17 protein-coding genes are annotated in these 18,910 nt (G+C 60.3%); 11 read left to right on the top strand and 6 right to left on the bottom strand.

Annotated features, from left to right (window positions below):
• The first annotated feature begins 64 nt into the window (after nucleotides 1-64).
• The 3 genes from CPH89_RS16635 to CPH89_RS16645 all read left to right on the top strand — a co-directional run bounded on the left by CPH89_RS16635 (nucleotide 65) and on the right by CPH89_RS16645 (nucleotide 2,715).
• Nucleotides 65-886: a carbon-nitrogen hydrolase family protein gene (locus CPH89_RS16635; RefSeq protein ID WP_053254615.1), complete on the top strand. Its 822-nt coding sequence runs from the start codon at nucleotides 65-67 to the stop codon at nucleotides 884-886.
• Between the two features lie 130 nt (nucleotides 887-1,016).
• On the top strand, nucleotides 1,017-2,342 hold the full coding sequence (locus CPH89_RS16640) for an APC family permease (RefSeq protein ID WP_053254616.1): 1,326 nt from the start codon (nucleotides 1,017-1,019) through the stop codon (nucleotides 2,340-2,342).
• 100 nt (nucleotides 2,343-2,442) lie between these two features.
• Nucleotides 2,443-2,715, top strand: a complete 273-nt coding sequence (locus tag CPH89_RS16645) for a type B 50S ribosomal protein L31 (protein WP_053254617.1) — start codon at nucleotides 2,443-2,445, stop codon at nucleotides 2,713-2,715.
• Nucleotides 2,716-2,721: 6 nt separating this feature from the next.
• Here the strand turns inward: CPH89_RS16645 and CPH89_RS16650 are convergent, their stop codons facing one another.
• The 4 genes from CPH89_RS16650 to CPH89_RS16665 form a co-directional block, all read right to left on the bottom strand.
• A complete protein-coding gene (locus CPH89_RS16650) occupies nucleotides 2,722-4,107 on the bottom strand; it encodes an ATP-binding protein (RefSeq protein ID WP_053254618.1) in 1,386 nt (461 codons plus the stop codon).
• The gene (locus CPH89_RS16655; RefSeq protein ID WP_053254619.1) at nucleotides 4,104-5,915 is read right to left on the bottom strand and encodes a DAHL domain-containing protein; all 1,812 of its coding nucleotides are present in this window, start codon (nucleotides 5,913-5,915) and stop codon (nucleotides 4,104-4,106) included. The genes CPH89_RS16650 and CPH89_RS16655 overlap by 4 nt, the downstream gene beginning before the upstream one ends.
• Nucleotides 5,912-6,850, bottom strand: a complete 939-nt coding sequence (locus CPH89_RS16660) for a cytochrome-c peroxidase (protein WP_053255346.1) — start codon at nucleotides 6,848-6,850, stop codon at nucleotides 5,912-5,914. The genes CPH89_RS16655 and CPH89_RS16660 overlap by 4 nt, the downstream gene beginning before the upstream one ends.
• 75 nt (nucleotides 6,851-6,925) lie before the next feature.
• Nucleotides 6,926-8,800, bottom strand: coding sequence for a putative bifunctional diguanylate cyclase/phosphodiesterase (locus CPH89_RS16665; RefSeq protein WP_053254620.1), 1,875 nt, complete (start codon nucleotides 8,798-8,800; stop codon nucleotides 6,926-6,928).
• Between the two features lie 257 nt (nucleotides 8,801-9,057).
• Between CPH89_RS16665 and CPH89_RS16670 the strand changes: the two genes are divergently transcribed.
• The 3 genes from CPH89_RS16670 to CPH89_RS16680 are packed head-to-tail and all read left to right on the top strand — an operon-like array spanning nucleotide 9,058 to nucleotide 11,388.
• The gene (locus tag CPH89_RS16670; RefSeq protein ID WP_053254621.1) at nucleotides 9,058-10,404 is read left to right on the top strand and encodes a response regulator c-di-GMP phosphodiesterase, NosR family; all 1,347 of its coding nucleotides are present in this window, start codon (nucleotides 9,058-9,060) and stop codon (nucleotides 10,402-10,404) included.
• Nucleotides 10,405-10,451: 47 nt separating this feature from the next.
• Nucleotides 10,452-10,865: an NUDIX hydrolase gene (locus CPH89_RS16675; protein ID WP_053254622.1), complete on the top strand. Its 414-nt coding sequence runs from the start codon at nucleotides 10,452-10,454 to the stop codon at nucleotides 10,863-10,865.
• 16 nt (nucleotides 10,866-10,881) lie between these two features.
• Nucleotides 10,882-11,388, top strand: coding sequence for a GNAT family N-acetyltransferase (locus CPH89_RS16680; RefSeq protein WP_053254623.1), 507 nt, complete (start codon nucleotides 10,882-10,884; stop codon nucleotides 11,386-11,388).
• Between the two features lie 10 nt (nucleotides 11,389-11,398).
• Here CPH89_RS16680 and metR read toward each other — a convergent pair whose 3' ends face one another.
• A complete protein-coding gene (metR, locus tag CPH89_RS16685) occupies nucleotides 11,399-12,316 on the bottom strand; it encodes a transcriptional regulator MetR (protein ID WP_053254624.1) in 918 nt (305 codons plus the stop codon).
• Nucleotides 12,317-12,509: 193 nt separating this feature from the next.
• On the opposite strand from metR, the gene CPH89_RS16690 reads away from it, so the two are divergent.
• The gene (locus CPH89_RS16690) at nucleotides 12,510-13,529 is read left to right on the top strand and encodes an alpha/beta fold hydrolase (protein ID WP_053254625.1); all 1,020 of its coding nucleotides are present in this window, start codon (nucleotides 12,510-12,512) and stop codon (nucleotides 13,527-13,529) included.
• 55 nt (nucleotides 13,530-13,584) lie between these two features.
• Nucleotides 13,585-14,238, top strand: coding sequence for a DsbA family oxidoreductase (locus CPH89_RS16695; RefSeq protein ID WP_053254626.1), 654 nt, complete (start codon nucleotides 13,585-13,587; stop codon nucleotides 14,236-14,238).
• Nucleotides 14,239-14,947: 709 nt separating this feature from the next.
• On the opposite strand, the gene CPH89_RS16700 is transcribed toward CPH89_RS16695, so the two are convergent.
• Complete coding sequence (locus CPH89_RS16700) at nucleotides 14,948-15,718, bottom strand: MipA/OmpV family protein (RefSeq protein WP_053254627.1); 771 nt, start codon at nucleotides 15,716-15,718, stop codon at nucleotides 14,948-14,950.
• Between the two features lie 238 nt (nucleotides 15,719-15,956).
• Here CPH89_RS16700 and CPH89_RS16705 point away from each other — a divergent pair, with 238 nt between their 5' ends.
• From CPH89_RS16705 to CPH89_RS16715, 3 genes are read left to right on the top strand one after another with little or no spacing between them, the layout of a single operon-like run.
• Nucleotides 15,957-16,658, top strand: a complete 702-nt coding sequence (locus CPH89_RS16705) for an MtnX-like HAD-IB family phosphatase (protein ID WP_053254628.1) — start codon at nucleotides 15,957-15,959, stop codon at nucleotides 16,656-16,658.
• A complete protein-coding gene (locus CPH89_RS16710; protein WP_053254629.1) occupies nucleotides 16,651-18,045 on the top strand; it encodes an aspartate aminotransferase family protein in 1,395 nt (464 codons plus the stop codon). The genes CPH89_RS16705 and CPH89_RS16710 overlap by 8 nt, the downstream gene beginning before the upstream one ends.
• Nucleotides 18,042-18,908: an alpha/beta hydrolase gene (locus CPH89_RS16715; RefSeq protein ID WP_053254630.1), complete on the top strand. Its 867-nt coding sequence runs from the start codon at nucleotides 18,042-18,044 to the stop codon at nucleotides 18,906-18,908. Before CPH89_RS16710 ends, CPH89_RS16715 begins: the two co-directional genes overlap by 4 nt.
• The last annotated feature ends 2 nt before the right edge of the window (nucleotides 18,909-18,910 follow it).

Here is an 18,910-nt window from a genome sequence, read left to right on the forward strand (position 1 = left end):
GCGTAATTCCCTGGCGGGGTGTGGCTGCGCATACTGCGGCACAGAGTGAGAACAAGGAATACCCATGAAGGTCGAATTTGCCCAGTTGGCAGGCCGTGATAACGGCACAGCTTACAACCTTGAGCGCGCCTTGGCGGCAATTGCTGCTTGCGCCGCCGATACACAACTGATCGTCTTCCCGGAAACCCACCTGATGGGCTTCCCGTCGGCCGAGACCGTGGCCGACATCGCCGAACCGGTGGCTGGCCCGACCGTGCAGGCCGTTATCCAGGCTGCCCGTGCACGCAATGTCAGCGTGGTCGTCGGCATGGCCGAGCGCGACGGCGGCCACTTCTACAACACCACGTTGCTGATCACGCCCGACGGCATTGCCCTGCGTTATCGCAAGAGCCACTTGTGGGCCTCGGATCGCGGCGTGTTCACCCCGGGCGATCGCTACGCCACCTGCTTGTGGAACGGCGTGCGCGTCGGCCTGTTGATCTGCTACGACATCGAGTTCCCGGAAACCGCCCGCGCCCTGGCGCAGTTGGGCGCCGAGTTGCTGATCGTCACCAACGGCAACATGGACCCGTATGGCCCCACGCACCGCACCGCGATCATGGCCCGTGCCCAGGAAAACCAGGCGTTTGCGCTGATGGTCAACCGGGTGGAAGAGGGTGATGGCGGCCTGTTGTTTGCCGGTGGCAGTGCGTTGGTCGACCCGCTTGGCACCTTGCTGTTCGAGGCCGGGCGCGAGGAAGGGCAATTTACCGTCGAGCTGGATCTCGACCAACTGGTGGCGGCTCGCAAGGACTACCGCTACCTGGATGACCAGCGTTTGAAATTGCCGGGTGAGGTGATAACGCGCAGCGATGGGACGCGCGAGTTGTTGATTCCAACAGCCTGATCGCTTTGAGGCGTCAGGTTGCTGTGGCGAGCCCGCTCGCCACAAACGCTGTTTGCACCTAACAAAAATGACCACCGCGTTACCCACTTCAGTTCTGCCATAAATCTAATAAATCAGCGGAGAATCGCTCATGGCTCGTTTGCAACGCACCCTGTCGTTAGGGTCGGTGGTGCTATTTGGCATTGCCTATATGACGCCGATCATTGTGCTCGGCACCTTCGGCATCCTCGCGCAATCCACCGCCGGCATGGTCCCCGCCGCCTACCTGGCCGCCCTGGTGGCGATGTTCTTTACCGCCATGAGTTACGGGCGTATGGCCCAGGCATTTCCAGTTGCCGGTTCCGCCTACAGTTATGTGCGCAAGGCGATCAGCCCCAAGCTGGGTTTTATCGCCGGTTGGGCGGTATTGCTCGACTATCTGTTTTTACCCATGGCCATCTGGCTGATCGGCGCGGCCTACCTCAATTCGGCGTTTCCTGCGGTGCCGCAGTGGGTCTGGGTTCTGGCGTTTATCGGCATCACCAGCGCGATCAATATCGTCGGGCTCAAGCTCGCCAACGGCATCAACGCCTTGCTGATGCTGGTGCAGTTTTTGGTGTTGATCGCGTTTGTTGCGCTGTGCATCCACTACATCGGCGGCAACCCCAGCCAGCCGCTGTGGACCCTCACGCCGTTCTTCAACGGCCAGATGCAACTGCCGCTGATCATGAGTGGCGCGGCCATTGCCTGCTATTCATTCCTGGGCTTTGACGCGGTCAGTACCCTCACCGAAGAAACCCGCGACCCGCGCCGCACTATCCCACGGGCGATCATGTTGATTACCTTGATCGGCGGGCTGATTTTTGTGGCGGTGTCCTACTTCGTGCAGATCGCTCATCCGTCGTTTGAATTCGCCAATGTGGATTCGGCCGCGTATGAAATTGCGCGCAATATCGGCGGTGACGTGTTTGTGTCGATCTTCCTGATTGGCCTGATCGTCGGCCAGTTCGCCTCGGGGCTGTCGGCCCAGGCCAGTGGCTCGCGCTTGTTGTACGCCATGGGGCGCGACGGCGTGTTGCCCAAGTCGTTCTTTGGCACCTTGCATGCGCGCTTCGGCACGCCGGTCAACAGCATTCTATTGTGTGCGGTGGTGGCATTGCTGGCGTTGAAGCTGGATGTAACCACGTCCACTTCGTTCATCAACTTTGGCGCATTCCTGGCGTTCAGCCTGGTGAACCTGTCGGTGATTTTTCACTACTGGATCGGCGCGAAAACCCGCGGTGTGCGTGAGTTGATCCTGTTCCTGCTGTTCCCGGCCATCGGCCTTGTGGCGGATGTGTGGCTGATGGTCAGCCTCGATCACCTGGCGATTTACCTGGGCGCGGTGTGGTTGGCGATCGGCCTGGTTTACCTGGGGGTTCTCACCCGTGGCTTCTCGCAACAGCCGCCGGAAATGGACTTCCAGGAAACCGTATAGAAGTGCGCGGTCTATTCTTATTGCAATCGGTTCTCGTTTGGGTGGGTATTTTATGTTATTGTATAACACATTAAATGCACCCAAATGCCCCGGAGGCCTTATGAAAGCTGGTATCCATCCCGACTACCGCACCGTGCTGTTCCACGACACCGCCGCCGACGCGTTCTTCCTGATCGGCTCCACTGCCGACAGTGATCGCACCCATAAACACAGCGACGGCCACACTTACCCTTACATCCCGTTGGACGTGTCCAGCGCGTCGCACCCGATCTACACCGGCCAACAACGCAAGACCCAGGCCGAAGGCCGGATTGCCGGGTTCAACAAGCGTTTCGCAGCGTTTGGGTCGAGCCCGAAAAAAGCTGAGGCATGAGGTCGTTCAAGCCGTTTGCCGAATGGGCAGCACCACTCTAAAGGTGGTGCCTTTGCCCATTTCGCTGCTGACGGTGATAGTGCCACGGTGTTTTTTGACGATGCCGTAGGAGAGTGACAAGCCCAACCCTGTCCCTTCGCCAACCGGCTTGGTGGTGAAGAAGGGATCGAAGATCTTCTGCACGCTGTCCGGGGCAATCCCACAGCCGTTGTCTGCCACTTCCAACCAAATGTTCTCGCCGTCCACCCCGTTGCTGATGGTAATCGTGCCGCGCTCCGGCCCCATGGCTTGCGCCGCATTGATGACCAGGTTCATCACCACTTGGTTGAGTTGCGACCCCAGGCATTCGATTTCCGGCAGCGGCGCGTAGTGCTTGATCACGTCGGCCTTGTACTTGAGTTCGCTGGCGACAATGTTCAAGGTCGAGTCGATGCCCTGTTGCAGGTTCACCCATTGCCAGGTCTGGTCGTTGTCCACCCGGGAAAAGTCCTTCAAATCCTTGACGATCTGCACCACGCGGCCAATGCCTTCCTTCGATTCGCGAAGCAACGTGGGGATGTCCTCTTTGAGGAAGTCCAGGTCCAGGCGCCGGCGCAGCGCTTCGAGCTGTTCACTGCCGGTGGCAGTTTCGGCCTGTCGATAGGCGTCGAGCATCTCTTCCAACTGGTCAAAGTAGCCGCCCAGCGTGCCGAGGTTGGATGAAATAAACCCCACCGGGTTATTGATTTCGTGGGCCACGCCGGCCGCCAGTTGGCCCAGTGAGGCGAGTTTTTCCGACTGCACCAACTGGCTTTCCAGCTGTTTACGCTCGTCGATCTCCAGCTGCAGTGCGTGGCTTGCCTGGGTCAGTGCCTGGGTCCGTTGCTCAACCAAGCGTTCCAGTTGGCTGGTTTGCAAGGACGCGCGCCGCGCCATGTCCCATTTCGCGGCCAGGGTATTGGCCATTTGCTGGACTTCAATATTGTCGAAAGGTTTTTTCAGGATCAGCAGCCGGTCATGGGCGTGCAGGCGAAACAGCAGCTCCTCCCAGGAGTAATCCGAGTACGCCGTACACACCACCACTTGCAGGTCCGAGTCAACTTTCCAGAGTTCTTCAATGGTCTGTGCGCCGTCCCAGCCTTGGGGCATGCGCATGTCGACAAAGGCCAGGGCATAGGGCCGTTGCTCGGCCATGGCGACCTCAAGCAACTGCAGCCCCTCCTGCCCGCCGTAGGCCGAGTCCAGTTCGAACACGGGGCCTTGCGGTACGTCGGTGGCGCCGAATAGCGCGGCTTCCATATCGTCCAGTGCCTGGTTCTGCTCCATGGGCGGCGTGAGGATTTTGCGGAAGTCTTCGTGGATCGACGGCGTGTCGTCGATCAGCAGAATGCGGCGATTAGGGGCGCGGTTCATGCTTGGCCTGCTGCATCGGTAAGTGGAATTTGCAACGTGAACAGGGCGCCTGTGCCTGGCCCGTCGCTCTGGGCGGTGAGGCGGCCGTTCATTTCAATGGCTGCCAGGGCGCAGCTGTGAAGGCCGAAACCATGGCCCTCTTTGCGCGTGGTGAAGCCGTGGGTGAAGATCCGCGTCATGTTCTCGGCGGGGATGCCTTCGCCTTCGTCCTTGACGCTGATCTGCAAGAGGCTGTCATCCAGTGTGGTGATCGACAAGGTGATCTGCCGTGGCCGGTCCGTCAGGTTTGACATGGCGTACTTGGCGTTGCTGATCAGGTTGACCATGATCAGCAGCAGCCGGTGTTTGTCCGCCATCAGCAGCGGCACCTCGGCGTACTCCTTGACCACCGTGACATGGTGACGATTCAGCGCCCCGGCGTTCATGCGCAAGGCGTCGTCCATCAAGTCACCGATCTGCACAGGCTCCAGCAGGCTGGAGGCGCCGGCATAGGATTGCTGGGTTGAGACAATGTCCTTGATGTGGTCCACGCTTTTGCTCAACTGCGCCAGCTCATCGGTCAGCCCCTGTTGTTCGAGGGCAATGGCCTCCACCAGTTGGTTGAGGTAGCCGGGCAGCAATTTGCCTTTTTCGTCCTCGCGCAGGTAAGTGCCCAGGTCGTCAGGGTGTTCGTTGATCAGTTGCATGGCCTTGCCCAGCCCCAGGGCCTTGCTGGTGCGCAGCTTGCGCGCGACCAGTTCGGCGGAGATGTTCACGCTGTTGAGCACGTTGCCGACGTTGTGCAGCACATTGGTCGCGATTTCTGCCATGCCCGCCTGGCGGGCGTTGTCCAGCAGTTCGCTCTGGGCATCCTTGAGTTCCCGCGTGCGCGCCTCGACGCGCTGTTCAAGGCTTTCATTGGCCCCTTGCAAGGCGCGGTTGACCCGGTTGATCTCGGCAAAGCTGCGCAGCAAACGAATGGCCAGGTACAACAGCAGCACCACCAGCAGCGTGGAAAACACCAGCAGGTAGCGATGGTACTTCTGATCAATCAGGTCGGCGGCGGCCTGGTCCTGATTGAGTTGGGTGGTCAGGGCATCCAGTTGATCTGAAAGCGGGATGGCGGCGATGCGATCGAGCAGGTCGTTGACGATGGGCTGCTCGCGCAAAATCAACGCGATGTGATTACTGAGAATCTCCACCGGCACCTGGAATTCGGCGGGCAGGTTTTCTTTGTTCACCGCCAGTTTGTTCAGCCCCACGAGGATGTCCGCGGCTTTGTCGTCGCTGGTCACCTGGGCAAATTCCAGGGCACTGAGCAGCAAGTCGTAAGTGTCGGTGGCGATGCTTTGTTGTTCCAGCTTGTCGGCGTCTTTCAGTTGCAGGAGATGCGCCTGGATATCGTCCTCGGCGGTCGGCAAAAACGCCAGCGAATTGCGCAGTACCGCATTGTGCGATTTGAACTGCTCCACTAACCGCGCCTTTTCCTGAATCGACTGGCGATAAGCATCCTGCGCGGCCTGCCAGTCGGCGGGGTGTTCGTGGTGGTGTTGCCCTTCGCGACTTTCCAGCTGAACCCACCGTTCGCTCATGTCCTTGAGCGGCGCCACCAACGGGTCATAGTTGTGGGTGAGGGCGATCCTGGCCTTGAGCACCTCGACGTCCCACTGGGAATTGAGTTGCTTGATCTGGCGGATCAGGTCGCGCGACTCGGTGTAGCTGGTGGACTGGTCGCCGATCGACTTGAGGTACAGAAATACCAGCACCGAGGCCAGTACAATGGCGATACCGCTGAGCGTGATCAGGTTGGCGAGGCGAGATGATTTCATAGGGGCTTGCCCGCCCATTCGCCGGTCAGCGTCTTGAGGAATTTGATGATCAGCGTCTTGTCCTCAGCCGACGGAACTCGCCCCAGCTGGTACTTGAACATGATGTCGACGGCTTCCTCCAGGGTCTTGGCCGAGCCATCGTGAAAGTACGGCGCGGTGACGGCAACGTTGCGCAGGCTGGGCACCTTGAACACATTGCGGTCTTCTTCGTCCTTGGTCAGCAGGTAACGGCCCAGGTCGGCTTCGGTCGGGTTGCCACGGGCCTTGAAGTAGTCGCCCATCACGCCGAATTTCTGGTACATGTTGCCGCCGATATTGGCGCCCTGATGGCAGGCGATGCAGCCGTATTCCTTGAAACGTTGGTAACCATATTTCTCATCGAGGGTGAGGATGTCGGTATTGCCTTGCAGGTACTGGTCGAAACGTGAATTGGGCGTGAGCAACGTGCGCTCATAGGTGGCCAGGGCGTCCTGCACGTTGGCGGCCGTGACCCCGTCGGGATACACCCGGTGGAACGCGGCCTGGTAGGTGGGCAGTGCCGAAAGGGTCTGGACCACGGTCTGCCAGTCGTTGCCCATTTCCATCGGGCTGACGACCACCTGTTCAACCTGCGCTTGCAGGGTGTCGACCCTGGCGTTCCAGAATTGTTTGAAGTTCAGGCTGGCGTTGAACACCGTCGGGGTGTTGAGCAGGACCGGCTTGCCATCGAACCCCAGGGAAAATGCCCGGTTATCGTCACCACCGGCTTCCAGGTTATGGCAACTGGCACACGACTTGGTGTTGTTGACGGACAGCTGTGTTTCATTGAACAGCTGACGCCCCAGTTCTACGGTGGCCGCGTCCAGCACCGGCACGGGCGGCAGGGGTTTGAGTGCTTCATCCAGCGGCGCGGCCGTGACGGGCACGCAGGTGCCACAGCCCAGGGCCAGGCTCATGGCCAGAACCCGAGGTAACAGGTGAAAAGTACGCGGTGTGCTGCGGCTCAAGCGGTCGCTCCTTGCGGCAAAAAATCAGTGGTCAGGTAACAGGCTGGGTTGCCCAGTGTGCAGCAGTCGGGCGAAATCATCGGCTGCTACGGCCTTGCTGAACAGGAAACCCTGGCCCTCCTCACACTGGTGAGCGATGAGAAATTGCAGCTGCTCAATGGTCTCCACCCCTTCGGCGACGATGTTCAAGTCCAGGCTTTTACCCAGGCTGATAATTGCGCTGATCAATTGCGCGTCCTGGCTGTTACTGCTCAGGCCACGAATGAACGATTGGTCGATCTTCAGCACATCAATCGGAAAGCGCCGCAGGTAGCTGAGGCTGGAATACCCGGTGCCGAAATCGTCGATGGACAGCCGCACGCCGAGGGCCTTGATCTTGCGCAACGTGGTGTGTGTGTCCTCGACATTTTGCATCAGCACGCTCTCGGTGATTTCCAACTCCAGTAACTGTGGCGCCAGGCCCGTATGCTCAAGGATCGCCACGAGGTTGGCGACAAAGTCACGCTGGCGAAAATCAATCGCGGAAATATTCACCGAGAGGCAGATCGGCGGTAGCCCGGCGGCCTGCCAGGCGCGAGCTTGCGTGCAGGCCTGGCGTATCACCCACTGGCTCAACGGCACGATCAGGCCACTGTCTTCGGCCACAGGAATGAAGGCAGACGGGTAGATCCAGCCATGATCGGGCTGGTGCCAGCGAATCAACGCTTCGGCGCCGACAATTTTGCCGCTGTGCAAGTCCAGTTTCGGTTGGTAGTGCAGGCTAAATTCATTGCGTTGCAGGGCCTGCCGGATGGCACTTTCCAGGCTTTGCTGAACTTGGGCGAGCAGGTTCATCTCGGCGATGAAAAAACTGAAATTGTTGGGGCCACGTTCTTTGATGGCGCGCATCGCGGTTTCGGCCTTTTTGATCAATTCCACGGCGCTGCTGCTGTCATCAGGGTAAACGCTGATGCCAAGGCTTGCGGTGACGCTCAGGTCGTGGCCGGCCACATAGTGGGCGGTGCTGACGGCGGCAAGGAGCTTTTCGGCAATGTACTGGGTTTGCTGGGGATGCTTGATGTCGTTGAGGATCAGCACAAATTCGTCGGAGCCGTAACGAAACACCGAATCCGACTCGCGCACCGTCGCCACCAGGCTTTGGCTGACAAGCTTGAGCATTTCATCGCCGACCGGGTAGCCGAGCGCATTATTGATGCGCTTGAAGCGGTCCAGGCCGATAAACATCACGGCTAATTGGCTGCCATGGCGCCTGCAGACGGTAATGGCTTGGGTCAGGCGGTCGCCCAGCAGTGTGCTGTTGGGCAACTCGGTCAGGGCGTCGTATTGCAGCAGGTGCGAGACCTTGAGCAGTTCCTGGACCCTTGCCTCAATCGTGCGTTCGAGCCCGATCAACTTGGCTGCTGCGTCCTGCGCCAACTGCCATTTCCAGGTCAAGGCAGTGGCCATCTGGCGGATTTCGAGGTCGTCGAAGGGTTTTTTCAGGATCAGCAACTGGTCGTCGTAGGTGAGGCGCGCCTCGATGGCTTCGAAGGAGTAATCGGAGTAGGCCGTGCAGAGCGCGATTTGCAAGTTGGGGTCGACGTTCCACAGCTGTTCGATGGTTTCCAGGCCGTCCCAACCCGGCGGCATGCGCATGTCGATGAACACCAGGGCGTAGGGGGTGTTGGCGGCCAGGGCCTTGTTCACCAGTTCCAGGGCTTCCTGGCCCTGATAGGCGGAATCCAGCACAAAGGTCTGGCGCACCGCCGGAGCGTTGCCGAACAGGGTTTCTTCAATGCTGTCCAGGGAGGCGTGGTTGTTGGCGTCGACGCACAGGATCTTGCGGAAGTCCGCGTGGATCGACGCCGTGTCATCGACGATCAGGATGCGTCGATTGGCCCGCCCTGAGCGTGGGGTCATGGCTGATTCCGAGCGGCGCGCAACTGCGGTTTATGGCGCATAGGGCTTCCTTACCGTGAATGCTTCAATAAACAGGGACGGTCACCGGCTTCCAGTCACAAGCATAGTCGGCTCCCTTGAATAAGTCGGCCAGTTGGCGTCAAATCACCCACAGTTACCCCGGTGTTCATCTAGCGCTCAATGCGCGAGCAAGTACAGTGATGGATCACGTCGGGCCGCATTGAAGCAACTCTGTGTCATTGCCAGGAGGTGTCGCCATGGATGAACAAACTGCTACGACCCCCCCTTATACCCCCACGGTTTTGCTGGTCGACGACGAAGAGTCGATCCTCAATAGCCTGCGCCGCCTGCTGCGCGGCCAACCCTATGAGGTCCTGCTGGCCGGCAGTGGTGCCCAGGCCCTGGAGATCATGGCCGCCCGGCCCATCGACCTGGTGATGACCGACGCGCGTATGCCGGCCATGGACGGGGCGATGCTGCTGGCCGAAACCCACCGGCTGTACCCGTCCACCACGCGCATCCTGCTCACCGGCTATGCCGACATGAGCATGATGATCAAGGCGATCAACGAAGGTCAGATTCACCGCTACATCAGCAAGCCCTGGAACGATGAGGAAATGCTCCTGACCTTGCGCCAGTCCCTGGAGCACCAGCACTCCGAGCGTGAACGGTTGCGCCTTGAACAGTTGACCCGCGAGCAGAACGACCAGTTGAAGGCCCTCAACGCGACCCTCGAAAAGCGCGTCGAGGCCCGCACCAGCGAGCTGCAGCAAACCGCTGACATGCTCGACCTGGCCTACGACGAACTCAAACGCAGCTATGTGACCGGCACCGAAGTGTTTTCACTGTTGGCCAACCTGCGCCTGCCCAAGCAGAAACAGACCAACCGCCAGTTGATCGAGCTGATTCGCGTGTATTGCAAGGCCCAGGCGATGGACGAAGCCAGTGCCCGCGACCTGACCATGGCCGCTGCGCTCTATAACATCGGCAAGCTGAGCTGGAGCGACGGCATGATGGTCGCGCCCTCGGACATGCTGCACAGCACCGACCGAGAACGCTATCGGGCCTACCCGACCCAGAGCGAGTCATTGTTGATGACCCTGGAGCCGATGAAGGACGCTGCGCGTCTGATTCGTCATCACCAGGAACGCTGGGACGGCAGCGGTTTTCCGGACCACCTCAAGGGCGAGTTGATTCCCTCGGGCGCCCGCTTGTTGAAGCTTGCGGTCGACTTTATCGAGCTGCAAAAGGGCTTGATCCTCGAACGCCAGATGAACAGCGATGAAGCGCTGCTCTACATCCGTAAATACGCCGGCAAGCTCTACGATCCGGATATGGTCGAAGACTTTGTGCGGGCCTGCGCCGCGTTCCTCAGTGACGTGACGCTGGGTGACCCGAATGTGAAAGTCTTGACCACCCGCGAACTGGCCGAAGGCATGGTGTTGGCGCGCAACCTCAACGCCGATAACGGCATGCTGTTGCTCAACGCCGGCAAGGTGCTGAACCTGCCGCTGGTGGACAAGTTGATTGCGTTTGAGGCGATGGAAGGGGCCAAGTATTCGGTGTTCATCAAAGAGCCGGATGAGGGCGCACTTTCCGGTTAACACGCTTTCTGTGATCCTTGCACCTTTGCATTCAAGGCAGTTTTTACATGACATCGACTATCCGCATCGCCGCCGCGCTATTGATCGGCAGCAACGGCCACACCTTGCTGGTGCGCAAACGCGGCACCCAGGCTTTTATGCAGCCCGGCGGCAAGATCGACGCCGGCGAGCAACCCGCCGAGGCGCTTGCCCGTGAGTTGTTTGAGGAACTGAACCTGCGCATCGACCCGAGCGATGCGACCTACCTCGGCGATTTCTCGGCGCCTGCCGCCAATGAGCCGGGCTTTACCGTGCACGCGGAACTGTTCCAGGTGCATATCGACGTGCCGGTGACACCCGCGGCGGAAATCGAAGAAGTGCGCTGGATCGACCCGGCCGGTGACGGTGGCCTGCACCTGGCGCCTCTGACCCGCGACTTGATCCTGCCGTTTTATCGCGCCTCGCTGACGGCTATCGCCTGACAAAGGACGGCCACGCATGCTGATTCGCCCCCTGAATGCCCGTGACGCCGAGGCTTATCGCGCCTTGATGCTTGAGGCGTACGACGGCTACCCCCAGGCGTTCACCTCCAGCGTGGCCGAGCGTTCGGCCATGCCGTTAAGCTGGTGGGAAAAACGCCTGGACAGCCCGCTGGATCGCTTGCTCGGCGCGTTTGACGCAGAGGCATTGGCCGGCATTGTCGGCCTGGCCTTCGAGCCCCGCGAGAAGGCACGGCACAAAGTGACCTTGTTCGGCATGTACGTGAACCGGGCTTATCAGCAGCAAGGAATGGGCCGCCAGCTGGTGGAGGCGGCACTCGCCGAGGCGCGTCAACATCCGCGCCTCAAACTGATCCAGCTGACCGTCACCGCCGGCAACGACGCGGCCTTCGCGTTGTACCAGCGTTGCGGGTTCATCCAGTACGGCCTGGAGCCGCTGGCGGTGCGGGTGGGGGTCGAGTATTTCGACAAAATCCACATGTGGCGCGAACTCAACGCTGACTGAAAACCTACATTCAGCGCACGGCGCTGACGCCATCCAACGTGGAAAACGACGTGTCCTTGGCCGTCAGCAAAAAGTCGCGCATGTAGGGTGCATCCAGCATGTCCGCGCGGATCCCCGCGTACAGCGTGGCAAACAGGCCTTTTTCGCCCAAACGCTTGGCCTTCACGTAACCGCGCGAGCTGTACTCGTGCAGCGCCCAATGCGGCATGCCGCACACGCCCCGGCCGCTGGCCACCAGTTGCATCATCATCACGGTCAGTTCCGAGGTGCGCACCTGGGCGGGCTCCACATCGGCCGGTTCCAGGAAGCGGGTGAAGATGTCCAGGCGATCGCGTTCCACCGGGTAGGTGATCAGGGTTTCGCTCAGCAGGTCTTCGGGCACGATGTACGACTTGTTCGCCAGCGCGTGCTGGTTGGCCACGGCGAGCATGGCTTCGTAGGTGAACAGCGGCACATAGGTGATGCCCGGCAACTCCAGCGGGTCGGAGGTCACCACCAGGTCCAGGTCACCCCGGGCCAGTGCCGGTAACGGGGCGAAGGCAAAACCCGAGGCCAGGTCCAGCTCGACCTCCGGCCAGGCATCGCGAAACTGGTCGATGGTCGGCATCAGCCACTGGAAGCAGCTGTGGCATTCGATCGCCATGTGCAAACGCCCGGCAGTGCCGCCGGCCAAACGTGCGATATCGCGTTCGGCGCCGCGCAGCAAGGGCAGGGTCGCATCGGCCAGTTGCAGCAGGCGCAGGCCGGCGCTGGTGAAGCGCAGCGGCTTGGTCTTGCGCACAAACAATTGCATGCCCAGGCGCTCTTCCAACTCTTTGAATTGGTGGGAGAGTGCCGATTGCGTCAGGTGCAGGCGCTCGGCGGCCTCCACCAGGCTGTCGGCTTCGCGCAGGGCGTGCAGAGTCTTGAGGTGACGAATTTCGAGCACGGGCGCTCCATGAAGATAATTTGTGATAGACAGGGCTGGCGTGAGTTTGTCTCATGTTGCAAGGCCTGTCGATACGGCATCGACCACGACCGCTGGGCACTCTTCATTAAACTGTCACAGAACTGTGGCAGCGCGCTTGAACAAACTTCATCAGACTCGCGCTCTACTGGGGTTCTGCGTTTCGGTGTTTTTCATGCGCGTGTTGCTTTTACTGGCCGCTCTACTGTTCGGCCTGCCGTCTTTTGCGGCTTCTCGATGTGATGTCAATGTCCCGACCCAAACGGTCGATCTGGCTCAGGTGAGCATCGCCTACCAGAGTATCGGCCGTGCGTCTGACCCTGCCTTGCTGCTGGTGATGGGCCTGGGCGGGCAGTTGATCCACTGGCCGGATGAGGTCGTCGTGGCCCTGTGTGAGCAGGGCTTTCGGGTGATTCGCTACGACAACCGTGACGTGGGCCTGTCCACCTGGCGCCAAGCCCCGGCCAGCGCCAACCTGACCTTTGAAGTGCTGCGCTACAAACTCGGCCTGCCGGTGGCGGCGCCGTACACGCTGACTGACATGGCCGACGATGCCCTGGGCTTGATGGATGCGTTGCAGATCCGCCAATTCCACGTGCTGGGCGCGAGCATGGGCGGCATGATCGCCCAGCACCTGGCGGCGATGGCGCCGCAACGGGTGGAAAGCCTGACGTTGATCATGACCAGCTCCGGCGCCGAAGGCTTGCCGGCGCCGAATGCGGCGTTGGTGCAGTTGTTGTCGCGGCGCAGTGCACCCAATCGTGAAGTGGCGCTTGAGCAACAGGCCGACCTGCTGGCGGCGTTGGGCAGCCCGAATGTGAAAGACGATCGCCAGGCGCTGCTGCACCAGGCGGCGCTGTCCTACGACCGGGCCTTCAACCCGGACGGCGTCAAGCGCCAGATCATGGCGATCCTCGCCGAGCCGAGCCGAGTGCCCTTGCTCAACCAACTGCGCGTGCCGACGCTGGTGGTGCACGGCACCGCCGACCCGTTGCTGCCGGTGATGCACGGCGTGCACCTGGCCGCGCATATTCAGGGCAGCCAATTGAAACTGATTCCCGGCATGGCCCATCGTTTCCAGGAAGCCTTCAAGGCACCGCTGCTGACGGCGGTGCTGCCGTACCTGCAAGCCCATCGCGAAGATGCTGCGCACTGGGCGCAGATTGACCTGGGCCAGCCTTCGAAGGTGTTGTGAAGTTGGTGTATCGTGCAACTTTTACGGCGCGTTAATGCCAACGAGGTTGCCTGCCATGAGTACTCCCCTGAAAATCGATTTCGTCAGCGACGTGTCCTGCCCCTGGTGCATCATCGGCCTGCGTGGCCTGACGGAAGCCCTCGACCAACTGGGCAGCGAGGTGCAGGCCGAGATCCATTTCCAGCCGTTCGAACTCAACCCGAATATGCCCGCTATCGGGCAGAACATCGTCGAGCACATCACCGAAAAATACGGCTCCAGCGCCGAAGAGTCCCAGGCCAACCGTGCGCGTATTCGTGACATGGGCGCGGCGTTGGGCTTTGCCTTCCGTACCGACGGCCAGAGCCGCATCTACAACACTTTCGACGCTCATCGGCTGCTGCATTGGGCCGGGCTTGAGGGCTTGCAATACAACCTCAAGGAAGCGCTGTTCAAGGCCTATTTCAGCGATGGCCAGGACCCGTCCGACCACGCGACGCTGGCGATCATCGCCGAAAGCGTCGGCCTGGACATCAAGCGTGCGGCGCAGATTCTCGCCTCTGATGAATACGCTGCCGAAGTCCGCGAACAGGAACAGCTGTGGATCTCCCGGGGCGTGACGTCGGTGCCGACCATCGTGTTCAACGACCAGTACGCGGTCAGCGGTGGTCAGCCGGCCGAAGCGTTCGTGGGTGCGATTCGCCAGATCATCGCCGAAGCGAAGGGCTGAACCGAGGGGGAGGGCGCTTGCTTCCCGGCTTATGCCGCTCCACACGTGGCGATAGCTCGCGAATGCGGTGGGGCAGTCGGATTATCGGCTGCTGGTACACCGCTTTCGCGAGCAAGCCCGCTCCCACATTTGGACGGTGGCTGGTGTAGGGTTTTGGTCAGGCACAGATATGTGTGGGGGCTGGCTTGTCTGCGAATGCGGTGGGGCAGTTAAATTATCGGCTGCTGGTATACCGCGTTCGCGAGCAAGCCCGCTCCCACATTTGGACGGTGGTGGGTGTAGGGTTTTGGTCAGGCACAGATACGTGTGGGGGCTGGCTTACCTGCGAATGCGGTGGGGCAGTTGGATTATCGGCTGCTGGTACACCGCTTTCGCGAGCAAGCCCGCTCCCACATTTGGACGGTGGTGGGTGTAGGGTTTTGGTCAGGCACAGATCCGTGTGGGGGCTGGCTTGTCTGCGAATGCGGTGGGGCAGTTGGATTATCGGCTGCTGGTACACCGCTTTCGCGAGCAAGCCCGCTCCCACATTTGGACGGTGGTGGGTGCGGGATTTTGGTCGGGCACAAAATAAGTGTGGGAGCTGGCTTGCCTGCGATGGCGGTGGGGCAGGTCAGCTTATCGGCTGCTGGCACAGTGTTGACCGAGCTTGGTGTCACAGATCAGGCGGCCTTGAGCGTGTTGTTGATCCTGTTGAGCTGCCTGCCTCTCGTCAGTCAAACTTGTAGCTGACCGCGGTCTGCACCTGGCCTTGGTTCACGTTGCCGGTCTCCTTGACGATGGTGCTGTTCGCCGCCGAGCCGACCAGGTGCGTCCAGCTGGCGCTGGTCAGCAGCGACCAGTGGTTAGCCAAAGGGAACTCGAAACTCTGGGTCAGCGTCAGGTTCTGGAAACCGGCGCTGGCGTTATAGGCACGAATGCCCGAGGCCGCGGATTCCTTGTCGTTTACGCCGAAAAAGGTCTGGGTCTGGCGGGTATCGGCAAAGTGCGCCATCAGGCCCGTGCTGCCAATGATGCCGTCACCCAGCGGGTAACCCAGCTCGCCACCGACCTTGCCCAACACACCGCCCTGATCATGCGCGCCGCCTACGGCCTGGCCGACTTGCGCGTACACGCGCCAGAACTCGGCCGGGGCGTATTGGATGAAACCACCGACTTCAGCCATGTCCGACACATCGCGCAAGCCGCGCAGTGAGCCGTTGGCCGTACGGCCAGGCAAGTAATTGATGAAGGGCCCGGCGGTGATGCCATTGGTGTTGAGTGCGCTCCAGGTCAAGCCGTCATCAGAGCCGAGGCTGACACTGCCCCAGTCCAGGTCGAAATAGGGAATCGCCTGGGTTTCATAGCGGCCGCCGGTGGGGTCTTGGGGTTGATAACTGATGCCTGCACCGACTTCACCGGTAATGCCGTCCGCCAATACCGTGCTGGAAAAACTCCACAGCCCGAGCAAACCGGCGAATACAGCAGAAGTAACCTTGTACATCGAGCGTTTCCTTATCTGAACGTACGCGCATTCACGCGCGAAGGGCACCCCTGGCGCAAGCACTCATCTTGTTTGTAGCAAGCTACAAAAATTGTAGCTTGCCCGACACATATAACCACGGGACTCAAGCAAAACCCCAGCCCCGCTGGGCTTTAAGCAGTTGGCACAGTCCCTGCTAAAGCCCTGTTGCAAGCGCATAGAGCGTTCTCTTCAAGCCCTCCAACTTCAAGGACAGGCAATGATCCAGTGGCATATCGTGTGCGACTTCGACGGGACCATCACCCCGACCGACGTCATCGACAACGTCCTCCAGCGCTTCGCCGGGCCTGAGTGGGAAACCATCGAACAGGAATGGCTGGATGGGCACATCGGTTCCCGCGAATGCCTGAGCCGCCAACTGGCCTTGATCAAGGCCACACCGGCTGAACTGTTGGCGTATTTCGACAGCGTCGAGATCGACCCGGACTTCCCGGATTTCGTCGATCACGTCATGGGCCAGGGCGCGACCATCGAAGTGGTCAGCGACGGCATCGAGCAAGGCATCGCGCGCATTCTGTCGCGTAACTACGTGACCTTGCTGCCGATCCTGGCCAACCGTCTGCGCCAGGTCGACCAGAACAGCTGGCGCATCGACTTCCCGTATTCCAGCGACGCCTGCCGTGCCGCGTCCGGCAACTGCAAGTGCAAATCCACCCCGCGCAACAAGCGCGTGCTGGTGATCGGCGACGGCAAGTCCGACATGTGCGTGGCCTCTACCGCCGACTTCGTCTTCGCCAAAGGCAGCCTCGCCAAATACTGCGAAGCCAACAACATTCCCCATGCGCGCTTCGACACCTTTGCCGAACTGCCCGCATTGCTGGCCAAGCTGCCCCAGGGCATCGCGGCCAACGCCACCACCTTTACTGCTGCTGACAATCAGGAACTCTTCCACCATGTCTGATATCCGTATCGCCACCGCCGAAGACCAGATTCTTCTGGATAAAGAAGCCAAGTACTGCTCCTACGGCGACACTGTTCACTACATCGAGCCACCGCGTATTTTCAGCCGTTGCGAAGGCTCCTACGTGTGGGACACCGAAGACCAGGCTTACCTCGACCTGCAAATGTGGTACTCGGCCGTTAACTTCGGCTACGCCAACCCACGCCTGAACAACGCGCTGAAACAGCAGATCGACACCCTGCCGCAAATCGCCAGCCAGTACCTGCACAAAGGCAAGATCGAGCTGTCGGAAATGATCGCGGTCGATGCCAAGAAGAAATTCGGCCTCGACGGTCGCGTGCACTTCAACGTCGGTGGTTCGCAATCCATCGAAGACTCCCTGAAGGTCGTGCGTAACGCCACCAACGGCAAGAGCCTGATGTTCGCCTTCGAAGGCGGCTACCACGGCCGTACCCTCGGCGCTTCGTCGATCACTTCCAGCTACCGCTACCGTCGTCGCTACGGCCACTTCGGCGAGCGCGCCAACTTCATCCCGTTCCCGTACCACTTCCGCGGCCCTAAAGGCATGACCAAGGAAGAATACGGCAGCCACTGCGTGCAGCAATTCGCCCGTCTGTTCGAGACCGAATACAACGGCGTCTGGGACCCGAAAGTCGGCCAGAGTGAATACGCAGCGTTCTACGTCGAGCCGATCCAGGGCACCGGCGGCTACGTGATTCCGCCGATGAACTTCTACCGCGAACTCAAGCACGTACTGGATCAGCACGGCATCCTGATGGTGTCCGACGAAATCCAGATGGGCTTCTACCGGACCGGCAAACTGTGGTCGATCGAGCACTTTGACGTGCAGCCGGACGTGATCGTCTTCGGTAAGGCGCTGACCAACGGCCTGAACCCACTGGGCGGCATCTGGGCCCGTGAAGAGTTGATCAACCCGAAGATCTTCCCGCCAGGTTCGACCCACTCTACCTTCGCCTCCAACCCACTGGGGACGGCGGTAGGCCTGGAAATGTTCAAGATGACCAGCGAAGTCGATTACGGCGCAATGGTCATGGCCAAGGGCAAATACTTCCTGGAAGGCCTGCAAGACCTGCAGAAACGTTTCCCGATCATCGGCGACGTCGACGGCCTGGGCCTGGCCCTGCGCTGCGAAATCTGCGGCCCGGATGGTTTCACGCCGGACAAGGCGACCCTGGACTACATGGTCGAAGAAGGCATGAAGGGCGACATGGTTGTGGATGGCCAGAAACTCGGCTTGATCCTCGACGTGGGCGGCTATTACAAAAACGTGATTACCCTGGCACCGTCCCTGGAAATCAGCTACCCGGAAATCGACTTGGGCCTGAAGTTGCTTGAGCAATTGCTGGTGCGAGCGACCCAGCGGTGAGCCATTACGAGATCGACCTCGGTGAAGGTGATGCCGGCTTCGTTCTCGGTGAAGGTCCGGTCGGGATCCTGTTGATCCACGGCCTGACCGGCACCCCGACGGAATTGCGTCAAGTTGCCAAAGGGTTGGCCAAGGCGGGTAACTGCACAGTGTACGTGCCGACCCTGGCCGGGCATTGCGGCGACAACAGTGACCTGCAGGCCACCGGTTGGCTGGATTGGTACGAAGGCGTGCGCAAGACCTTTGCCCAGGTCAAGCAACGCCACGCGCAAGTGTTTGTCGGTGGCTTGTCCATGGGCGCGGTGATGTCGATGTACGTGGCTGCCGAGCACCCTGGGCAAGTCGCCGGGCTGTTGATGTATTCCACGACCTTGAAGTACGACGGCTGGAGTATCAACAAGCTGGCGTTCCTGACGCCGTTGCTGATGAAAATTCCATTCGGCGTGCACATCTGCCGCTTCGAAGAGAAGCCGCCTTACGGCATCAAGAACGAGCGCCTGCGGGCTATCGTCGAGCGTCAGATGAAGGAAGGCGAAAGCAGCGAGGCCGGTTTGCTGACCATGGAAGGCATCACGGTGCGCGAGTTGCATCGGATGAATGCCGTGGTCAAGAAACGCATGCCTGAGGTCAAAGTGCCGGCACTGGTGTTGCACTCCATCGAGGACGACATCACCAGCCGCTGGAACGCCGATTACGTGGAGCGCCACCTGGGCGGGCCCGTCACCAAGATCCTGCTGGACAACTGTTACCACATGATCACCGTCGATCTGCAATACCGTCGGGTGATTGAGTTGAGCGCTGAGTTTGTCGAGCAACACGCCGCTACTGCCCAGGTGTCCGAAGACTACCGACAGCGTGCCTAAGC

Origin of the sequence: Pseudomonas fluorescens (assembly GCF_900215245.1) — a bacterium.
GTDB lineage: Bacteria > Pseudomonadota > Gammaproteobacteria > Pseudomonadales > Pseudomonadaceae > Aquipseudomonas > Aquipseudomonas fluorescens.